The following is an 8,663-nucleotide window of genomic DNA, read 5'->3' on the forward strand; positions in this document are numbered from 1 at the left end:
GTGTGGTGTGGAGCCTAGACACCTCCACCACACCGGAGGTCTTCACTTTGATCAAGCCCTGCACCGTCAACAACGCTTGTGGTCAATACACCTAGGCAGGCGAGGCGCGTGGGGGTACCTCCACGCCCTGGCGGTACCCCCACGCGCCCCTGGCCGTACTCACTTCTTGGCGTGCTGCTTCGCGTCCTCTTCCGCCTTCTGCTTCTTCGCCTCTTCCATGATCGCGTGCGGGTCCGGCATCTTCGGCTCCACGCCGGTCAGCAGGCCGGTGCCGGTGAAGGCGAGGGTGCCGAGCAGGCCGCCGGGCTGGCCGACGTCGGCGACCTGGTCGAGGGCCGGGGTCTCGCCGGCGGCGCTTGCGGGCGTCGCCCCGAGGGTGGTGGCGAGGGCGGCGCCGGAAAGCGCGAGGCCGGCCAGGAATCGGTTGCGCATGGTCATGGCCTGCCCAACGAGCCGGCCGCGTGGGAGTCACTGTTGCGGGAGGCCGGGCTCCGCTTGGCGATCCGGACGGGCTGTCCCACGGGTCGCGGTTAGACTGCGGAACGGCCGGGGGTGGGAGGGTCCACCCGCGCCGGAACCGGGCCTTCGCCGGCCCCCGACAGGACCGGAGCCGTGACCACTTCCCCCGCTGTGCAGCCCCCCGTCGCCCGTGCGGCGACCGGCCGCGTGTTCGGGGTCCGGCTGACCCGCCGGCGCCGGACGGCCCTGTTCACGCTGCTGAGTTTCGCGGCCTGTCTGGCGCTGGGCGTCCAGCAGTGGACGTCGCTCCAGCTGGGCGGCTTCGACCTCGGGATCTTCGACCAGGGCGTACGCGGCTACGCGCATTTCGGGCTGCCGGTGTCGACGCTGAAGAGCGTGCACCACGAGTTCCCCCCGGACTTTTCCCTGCTGGGCGACCACTTCTCGCCGGTACTGGCACTGCTCGCCCCGCTGTACTGGGTGTGGGACGACCCGCGGATGCTGCTGATCGGGCAGGCGGCGCTGTTCGCGGCGGGCGTTCCGCTGGTGCGCCGGATCGCGAGCCGGGCGTTCGCGGGTGCCGACGCGCGGGTCCGTACCCGGGTGATGGACGTCGCGGCGCTGGTGTACGGGCTGGGCTGGCCGCTGCTGATCTCCTCGCGCAGCGGGTTCCACGAGGTGGGGTTCGCCGTCCCGCTGTTCCTGCTGCTGTTCGAACGGGCGGGGGCGCGGCGTTGGGGCGCGGCGGCGCTCGCGGCGCTGCTGCTGTGCGCGACCAAGGAGGATCTGGGGCTGGCGGTCGGCGCGTTCGGCGCGGTGCTGCTGTGGCGCGAGCGCGGCGGCACGGACCGGTGGGCGAAGGTGCTGGGCTGGGCGTTGCTGGTGGGCGGTCCGCTGGCCAGCGCGGTGGAGATCGCCTACCTGATTCCGGCGATGGGCGGCGCACCCGGCTACTACTGGAACTACGGGCAGCTCGGTGCGGACGGCGGCGAGGCGCTGCGGCACGTGCTCGGCAATCCGTGGCTGCTGGTGGACTCGGCGTTCTCCAGCCCGCTGAAGCCGATGCTGCTCGGCTGGCTGGTGCTCACCACGGCGGCTCTGCCGTTCCGTTCGGCGACCTTGCTCGTCGCGCTGCCGCTGCTCGCGGAACGGATCCTGTCCGACAATCCGAACCACTGGTCGATCGCCCGGCACTACGACGCGTTCCTGTGGCCGATTCTGGTCACCGCCGCGATCGAGACCCTGGGCGTGCTGTGGGCGCGCGGGCAGCACCGGCAGGCCCGCGCGCTGGGCGCCACCGCCGCCGTCCTCTCGCTCACCGCCGCGGCCACCCTCGGTCTCTACCACCTGGCCGTCCCGTACGAGTGGCAGCCGAAGGCCTCGACGGCGGCGCTGGCCCGGGCGGCGAAGCTGATCCCGGACGGCGCCACCGTGGAGGCCGACAACCAGGTCGCGCCGCGCCTGACCAACCGCACCCACGTGATGCTGGCCGACGGCACCCCGCGCGGCCAGGAGTACGTGATCCTGCGCTACACCCAGCGCGCCTTCCCGTTCCAGAAGGACCCGGACCAGGCCGCCTACCGCACCTTCCTGCTCACCCACGGCTACCAGGAACTCTTCGACCAGGACGGCGTCACCCTCCTCCGCCACACCGACCCCGCCCCCGTCCCCGGCACCCACCTCCCCGGCCCCGGCTCCACCCCGTACCAGGAGATCATCCCCCCGGACGTCGGCCACAACTTCTTCCTCGGCTGACCGACTCGGGTCCCGGTGCGTCAGACGCCGCGCGCGTCCCGCAGTAAGTCCACCAACTCGTCGACGTTCGTCCACGGATTGGTGCGATGGGCGTCCTCGCTACGTGCCCGAAGTCGGCCGGCACGCTCCCGCGCGTTCATATACCGCTCGTCGCCCGGGCCGCGGAGGCCGACGTAGTCCAAGTGCTTCCGCTGGGCGCTGTAGCCGCACACGCCGGACTTCTCCAGGGCGGTCTGCGCGGCCGCAGTCGTCTGGTAGGACGTCAAGTTGTGGAGGTGCAGCAGGAGCCAGAACTCGAAGCACGGATTGGTCAAGGCCACTTTGACGCCTGCTCGCCGAGCCAGCACGAGTGCCTCGTCAAGTGACGGGTGTGCTTTGGGTGCCTCCACGTCCACCACACACCAGACCTCGTCGTAGGCCGTGTACCGGTCGGCGGCTGTGAACGGGGCCCGGTCCTTGTGGCTGATCGCCGCTCGGACCAGGGACTTCGGCTCGCCATGGTCCGCGCCCAGGCATATTGTCACGGGAAGTGACTTGAGATCGCTCCTGAGCCCCTTGAAGTACATGGACTCCGTGCACTCGCCCTCGCAGTAGATCAGGAACCGGCGCTGCTCGGCACGCGTGCTCTTCCCTCTCTGGAGCGACTTGCCGCGCCTCATGAGTTCCTGCCGGCGACGACGTTTCGCCCGATTTCACCCAGCAACTCGTCGTCCAGGGCCGGAACGGCACCGTATCGCCCGGAAAGATAGCGTTTTTCCAGATTCTCGACGGAATCTCGCACATGGAAGTCCGTCAGCGGGAAAATCTTGGTCGAGAGTGTTTCGTGACCCTTCTCGGTGAACCAGACCTGATCGCGGTAGAGCTCCGTTCGCACGTTCCTCCCCAGCAACGCAGCCTCGTGGGTGCTGAAAATGAGCTGCGCCCCAGTCCGATTCACTTCGGGTGACTGGAACATCCCGACCAGTGCGTCCACGAGGTACGGGTGCAGGCGCGCGTCGAGCTCATCCACGCAGAGGACCGATCCTGTGGACAAGGCACCGAGGACCGGCCCGATCAGCCCGATCCAGGTCTTCGTCCCGCTCGACTCCTCGTTCAGATCCAACGGGAAGACGCCGCCGTCCGCCCGGTGCTCCACACGCACTGTGTGCAGGCCCGGAGACTCGACCCGGACCCGGTCGCCCAAAACGTCCCGCATGACCTGACGGAGCCGTTGGTACTCGTCCATCACGGATTCATCGGGTTCCTCGACCGCCAGTCCGGAGACCCCGAGGTCTGCATACCTCAGCAGCTGCATGACGGGCGACGAACTGTCGTCGCCCGCTTCTTCGAGCAGCAGCCGGACAGTGCTGTCCATCCGCGCTCGGTAGTTTCTGTCGGTTGCCAGTCGCAGACCCGATCGGAACCACCGGAAGATCTCCCCCAGCTGGGCATGGTTCTGGGCAGCAGCGACGGAAAGGTAGAGGCTGTTCGGACGCAACAGCTCGGAGATGATCTTCTTTCGCCCGGTGAGCGAGCGCCCGAACGCGACGGTGCAGTCCGCTTTACGTTCGTACAGACGATTGGCCTTGCGCTCCGGATAGTAGTAGAGCCACTCTTCCAGGATCTTCTCGTCGTCGACGGAGAAGCCGAACTCGTGACGGACCCCGTTCACCACAAAGTCCACGCTGAAGGTCGATGGCCAGGACGCGGTGTCGGGACGCAGGACGAAAGGACGGCGAGGTACGCCGCCTTCTGGGTCCCAGCTCCGGAAGGACGAGAGGACAGCCGAACGCATCCAGCCGATGGCGTCGATGACATTCGACTTGCCCGAAGCATTCGTTCCGTAGATGGCAGCCACCGGAACCACGCGGAGGCCGCCGGCCCCGTCGACGCCACGCTCCGCCCGTTCGGGGTGACGATCCGCCGCGATCAGGGAGAGTTCTTGCTCATCACGCAGTGAAGCATGGTTGGCCACTCGAAACCGCAACAGCACGGCAACCTCCACATGCATCTGGGCATGCTTTGTAGATGCCTCTCACGTCAAAACGTGACGATACAAGCTCTCTGAGTGCATCTCTAGGGGGTTCACCCGTACGCGGACACTCAGTGCTGACAAATACGCCGAATCATCCGTGCGACCGGCCTCGCGCGATGGGGCACACTGGAGGTTTGGCCCGCGCGGAAGGGGATGCACAGGCGTGAACGGACCGCTGATCGTGCAGAGCGACAAGACGCTGCTGTTGGAGATCGACCATCCGCAGGCGGCGGAGTGCCGGCGGGTGATCGCTCCGTTCGCGGAGTTGGAGCGGGCGCCGGAGCACATTCACACGTACCGGGTGACGCCGCTGGGGCTGTGGAACGCGCGGGCGGCGGGGCACGACGCCGAGCAGGTGGTGGACGCGCTGGTGACGTACTCGCGCTACCCGGTGCCGCACGCGCTGCTGGTGGACGTGGCGGACACCATGGCGCGGTACGGGCGGCTGCAGCTGCAGAAGCACCCGGTGCACGGGCTGGTGCTGTCCACCACGGACCGGCCAGTACTGGAGGAGGTGCTGCGGTCGAAGAAGGTCGCACCGCTGGTGGGGGCCCGGGTGGACCCGGACACGGTGGTGGTGCACCCGTCGGAGCGCGGGCAGATCAAGCAGGTGCTGCTGAAGCTGGGCTGGCCGGCCGAGGACCACGCCGGGTACGTGGACGGCGAGTCGCACCCGATCCACCTGGAGGAGGACGGCTGGCAGCTGCGCCCGTACCAGCGGCACGCGGTGGACGGGTTCTGGCACGGCGGCTCCGGCGTGGTGGTGCTGCCGTGCGGCGCCGGCAAGACGCTGGTGGGCGCGGCGGCGATGGCGGAGGCCAAGTCGACCACGCTGATCCTGGTGACCAACACCGTCTCGGCCCGGCAGTGGAAGCACGAGCTGGTCAAGCGGACCTCGCTGACCGAGGACGAGATCGGCGAGTACAGCGGCACCCGCAAGGAGATCCGCCCGGTGACCATCGCCACGTACCAGGTGATGACCACCAAGCGGAAGGGCGTGTACCCGCACCTGGAGCTGTTCGACGCCCGCAACTGGGGCCTGGTGGTCTACGACGAGGTGCACCTGCTGCCCGCGCCGGTGTTCAAGTTCACCGCCGACCTGCAGGCCCGCCGCCGGCTCGGTCTGACGGCGACGCTGGTGCGTGAGGACGGCCGCGAGGGCGACGTGTTCTCGCTGATCGGCCCGAAGCGCTTCGACGCCCCGTGGAAGGAGATCGAGGCACAGGGCTACATCGCGCCCGCCGACTGCTGCGAGGTACGGGTGACGCTGTCCGACTCGGAGCGGCTGATGTACGCGACCGCCGAGCCGGAGGAGAAGTACCGGTTCTGTTCGACCACGGTGACCAAGCGCCGGGTGGTGGAGCGGCTGGTGGAGAAGCACAAGGGCGACCAGACGCTGATCATCGGTCAGTACATCGACCAGCTGGACGAGTTGGGCGAGGCGCTGAACGCCCCGGTGATCAAGGGTGAGACCTCGAACGCGCAGCGCGAGAAGCTGTTCGAGGCGTTCCGGTCGAAGGAGATCAGCGTGCTGGTGGTCTCCAAGGTCGCGAACTTCTCGATCGACCTGCCGGAGGCCACGGTGGCCATCCAGGTGTCGGGCACCTTCGGCTCCCGCCAGGAGGAAGCACAGCGGCTGGGCCGGGTGCTGCGCCCGAAGGCGGACGGGCACGCGGCGCACTTCTACTCGGTGGTCGCCCGGGACACCGTGGACCAGGACTTCGCGGCGCACCGCCAGCGTTTCCTGGCCGAGCAGGGCTACGCGTACCGGATCGTCGACGCGGACGACCTGTAGGCGCGGCTAGAGCTTGACGCCGTCGCGGCCCAGGAAGAGGACGCGCGCGGCGGTGTCGAGCACGATGCCGACGTTGCGGACGACGGCGGCCACCGGGCCGCGGCGGCGCTCCGAGACGCCGTGGGCGCCGTTGACCTGCGGGTTCATTCGTTCGTTCGTCATGTCTCCATGGTGCGTGCGGATCCGGGCGGCAGGCATCAGCCGAAAGGCCGTACCTGTCGGGCGGTTGGTCGTCCTGGAGGCGTACCGACCCCTACGCCCGTCAGGGGGTGATCCCCCAGGGGCGAAGGCCGGGTCGTCCCCGGGAATTGGATTCGCACCCGGACGGCGCCGGGTCTAGGATCGTCCGTCTGCCCCTCCCGAACCGTGGTGCCGCGTCGGCAGCCGTGGGAGGTACCGGCCGCTCGGAAACCGGCCGGTGTCCTTCACCGTGAGCCAAGACGAGTCCGCCGCCCCTGGATGCCGGGCGGCCGGGAAGGTCCGCCGTGCACTCCCCCACTCCCACCGACACGTTCGCCGCCACCGATCCGCTGGGCCGCGAACGCTCCCACCTGGCCGCCTCCCGGGCCGCACTGAAGGCGATGCGCGAGGATGTCGAGGCGCTCGACCTGCGTGACGTCACCGGCACCTGGGTGTCCTCGCTGGTGCTGCAGAAGCAGATCGACGAGCGCATCAAGGCGCTGGCCGACCTCGCGCACACCCCGCTGTTCTTCGGCCGCCTGGACTACCTGCACGCGATCAGCGAGGCCGACTCCGAGGGCAGCGGCGGCGAGCGGTTCTACATCGGCCGCCGGCACGTCCACGACGCCGACGGCGACCCGATGGTGATCGACTGGCGCGCCCCGGTCTCCCAGCCGTTCTACCGGGCCAGCCGCAAGGACCCGATGGACGTCGAGAAGCGCCGCCGATTCGGCTACACCGGTGGCGAGTTGACGGCCTACGAGGACGAGAACCTGTCCGACCCGGACGAGGGCGACAGCCGCTCCGCGCTGCTGGCCGCGGAGATCGAGAAGCCCCGCGTCGGCCCGATGCGCGACATCGTCGCCACCATCCAGCCCGAGCAGGACGAGATCGTCCGCGCCGACATCACCGGCACCGTCTGCGTCCAGGGCGCCCCCGGCACCGGGAAGACCGCCGTCGGCCTGCACCGTGTCGCCTACCTGCTGTACGCGCACCGCGAGCGGCTCGCCCGCACCGGCACCCTGGTGGTCGGCCCGAACCGGTCCTTCCTCCAGTACATCGAGCAAGTCCTGCCCGCCCTCGGCGAGTTGGACGTCGCCCAGGCCACCGTGCAGGAGCTCGTCGGCCACGTCGAGGTGCGCGGCACCGACACCGCCGACGCCGCCCGGATCAAGGGCGACGCCCGGATGGCCCAGGTGCTGCGCAACGCGGTGCGGGCCGGCATCACCCTGCCCACCGAACCCTGCGTGGTGGTCCGCGGCTCCCGCCGCTGGCGCGTGCCCGCGTACGAACTCGAGGAGATCGTCCGCGAGTTGATGGACCGCGAGATCCGCTACGGGGCTGCCGCCGAGGCCCTCCCGCAGCGGATCTCGCACGCCGTGCTGGTCAAGATGGAACAGGGCGGCGAGGCCCCCGACGACCGGGTGCAGGACGCGGTGGCCCGCAACGCCGCCGTGAAGGCCGTCGTCAAAGCCTGCTGGCCGGCCGTCGACCCGGTGAAGCTGGTGCACCGCCTGCTGGCCGACGCCGAGTTCCTGGCCACCGCCGCCGACGGCATCCTGGACGCCGACGAACAGGCCACCATCCGGTGGGCCAAGGCGCCGCGCTCCGCCCGCACCGCACCGTGGTCCGCCGCCGACGCCGTCCTGATCGACGAGACCGCCGACCTGGTCCACCGCACCCCCTCGCTCGGCCACGTGGTCGTCGACGAGGCCCAGGACCTCTCCCCCATGCAGTACCGGGCCGTCGGCCGCCGCTGCACCACCGGCTCCGCGACCGTCCTCGGCGACCTCGCCCAGGGCACCACCCCCTGGGCGACCGCCAGCTGGCAGGAAGCCCTGCACCACCTCGGCAAGGACGGCGCGCACATCGAGGAACTCACCCAGGGCTTCCGAGTCCCCGGCGAGGTCATCGCCTACGCCTCCCGCCTCCTCCCCGCGATCGCCCCCGGCCTGGCCCCCGCGACCTCCGTCCGCGACACCCCCGGTTCCCTGACCATCCGCCACGTCCCCTCCGGGCGGGACGAAGCCGTCCTCGCCGCCTGCCAGGACGCCCTCCGGCACGAGGGCTCCGTCGGCCTGATCGCCGCCGACGCCCGCATCCCCGCCCTCGCGGAGACGCTCAGCGCCGCGGGGCTGCCCTGGCTGGAGCCCGGCACCGAGACCACCGCCGACGCCCGCCTCACCCTCGTCCCGGCCTCCCTCGCCAAGGGCCTCGAATACGACTACGTCGTCCTCGACGAACCCGCCGCGATCATCACCGGCGAACCCGACCACCGCACCGGCCTGCGCCGCCTCTACGTGTCACTGACCCGCGCGGTGTCCGGCCTGACGGTGCTCCACACGGACCCGCTGCCGGAGGAGCTGGGCTAGGTGTATTGACCACAAGCGTTGTTGACGGTGCAGGGCTTGATCAAAGTGAAGACCTCCGGTGTGGTGGAGGTGTCTAGGCTCCACACCA

General features: G+C 69.7%; 7 protein-coding genes. 3 read left to right on the forward strand and 4 right to left on the reverse strand.

Features of this window, described 5'->3' with window-relative positions:
* Positions 1-159 precede the first annotated feature (159 nt).
* Positions 160-432, reverse strand: a complete 273-nt coding sequence (locus tag ACFV18_RS32610) for a hypothetical protein (protein WP_380488939.1) — start codon at positions 430-432, stop codon at positions 160-162.
* A gap of 180 nt (positions 433-612) precedes the next feature.
* On the opposite strand from ACFV18_RS32610, the gene ACFV18_RS32615 reads away from it, so the two are divergent.
* Positions 613-2,214, forward strand: a complete 1,602-nt coding sequence (locus tag ACFV18_RS32615; RefSeq protein WP_380488940.1) for a DUF2079 domain-containing protein — start codon at positions 613-615, stop codon at positions 2,212-2,214.
* Positions 2,215-2,234: 20 nt separating this feature from the next.
* Here ACFV18_RS32615 and ACFV18_RS32620 read toward each other — a convergent pair whose 3' ends face one another.
* Positions 2,235-2,873, reverse strand: coding sequence for an RloB family protein (locus ACFV18_RS32620; protein WP_380488941.1), 639 nt, complete (start codon positions 2,871-2,873; stop codon positions 2,235-2,237).
* On the reverse strand, positions 2,870-4,204 hold the full coding sequence (locus tag ACFV18_RS32625; protein ID WP_380488942.1) for an ATP/GTP-binding protein: 1,335 nt from the start codon (positions 4,202-4,204) through the stop codon (positions 2,870-2,872). The genes ACFV18_RS32620 and ACFV18_RS32625 overlap by 4 nt, the downstream gene beginning before the upstream one ends.
* Positions 4,205-4,391: 187 nt before the next feature.
* On the opposite strand from ACFV18_RS32625, the gene ACFV18_RS32630 reads away from it, so the two are divergent.
* Positions 4,392-6,023: a DNA repair helicase XPB gene (locus ACFV18_RS32630; protein ID WP_380488943.1), complete on the forward strand. Its 1,632-nt coding sequence runs from the start codon at positions 4,392-4,394 to the stop codon at positions 6,021-6,023.
* A gap of 6 nt (positions 6,024-6,029) precedes the next feature.
* Here the strand turns inward: ACFV18_RS32630 and ACFV18_RS32635 are convergent, their stop codons facing one another.
* Entirely contained in the window at positions 6,030-6,185 is a 156-nt protein-coding gene (locus tag ACFV18_RS32635) for a hypothetical protein (RefSeq protein WP_380488944.1), read from the reverse strand.
* A gap of 323 nt (positions 6,186-6,508) precedes the next feature.
* On the opposite strand from ACFV18_RS32635, the gene ACFV18_RS32640 reads away from it, so the two are divergent.
* Positions 6,509-8,575: a HelD family protein gene (locus tag ACFV18_RS32640; protein WP_380488945.1), complete on the forward strand. Its 2,067-nt coding sequence runs from the start codon at positions 6,509-6,511 to the stop codon at positions 8,573-8,575.
* Positions 8,576-8,663 lie beyond the last annotated feature (88 nt).

The organism is Kitasatospora sp. NPDC059673 (assembly GCF_042734215.1).
Classification (GTDB): domain Bacteria; phylum Actinomycetota; class Actinomycetes; order Streptomycetales; family Streptomycetaceae; genus Kitasatospora.

Bases quoted from the DNA above. Each gene is read 5' to 3' on its own strand.
- ACFV18_RS32610 (WP_380488939.1), bottom strand. From the start codon at position 432: ATGCGCAACCGATTCCTGGCCGGCCTCGCGCTTTCCGGCGCCGCCCTC.
- ACFV18_RS32620 (WP_380488941.1), bottom strand. From the start codon at position 2,873: ATGAGGCGCGGCAAGTCGCTCCAGAGAGGGAAGAGCACGCGTGCCGAG.
- ACFV18_RS32625 (WP_380488942.1), bottom strand. From the start codon at position 4,204: ATGCATGTGGAGGTTGCCGTGCTGTTGCGGTTTCGAGTGGCCAACCAT.
- ACFV18_RS32635 (WP_380488944.1), bottom strand. From the start codon at position 6,185: ATGACGAACGAACGAATGAACCCGCAGGTCAACGGCGCCCACGGCGTC.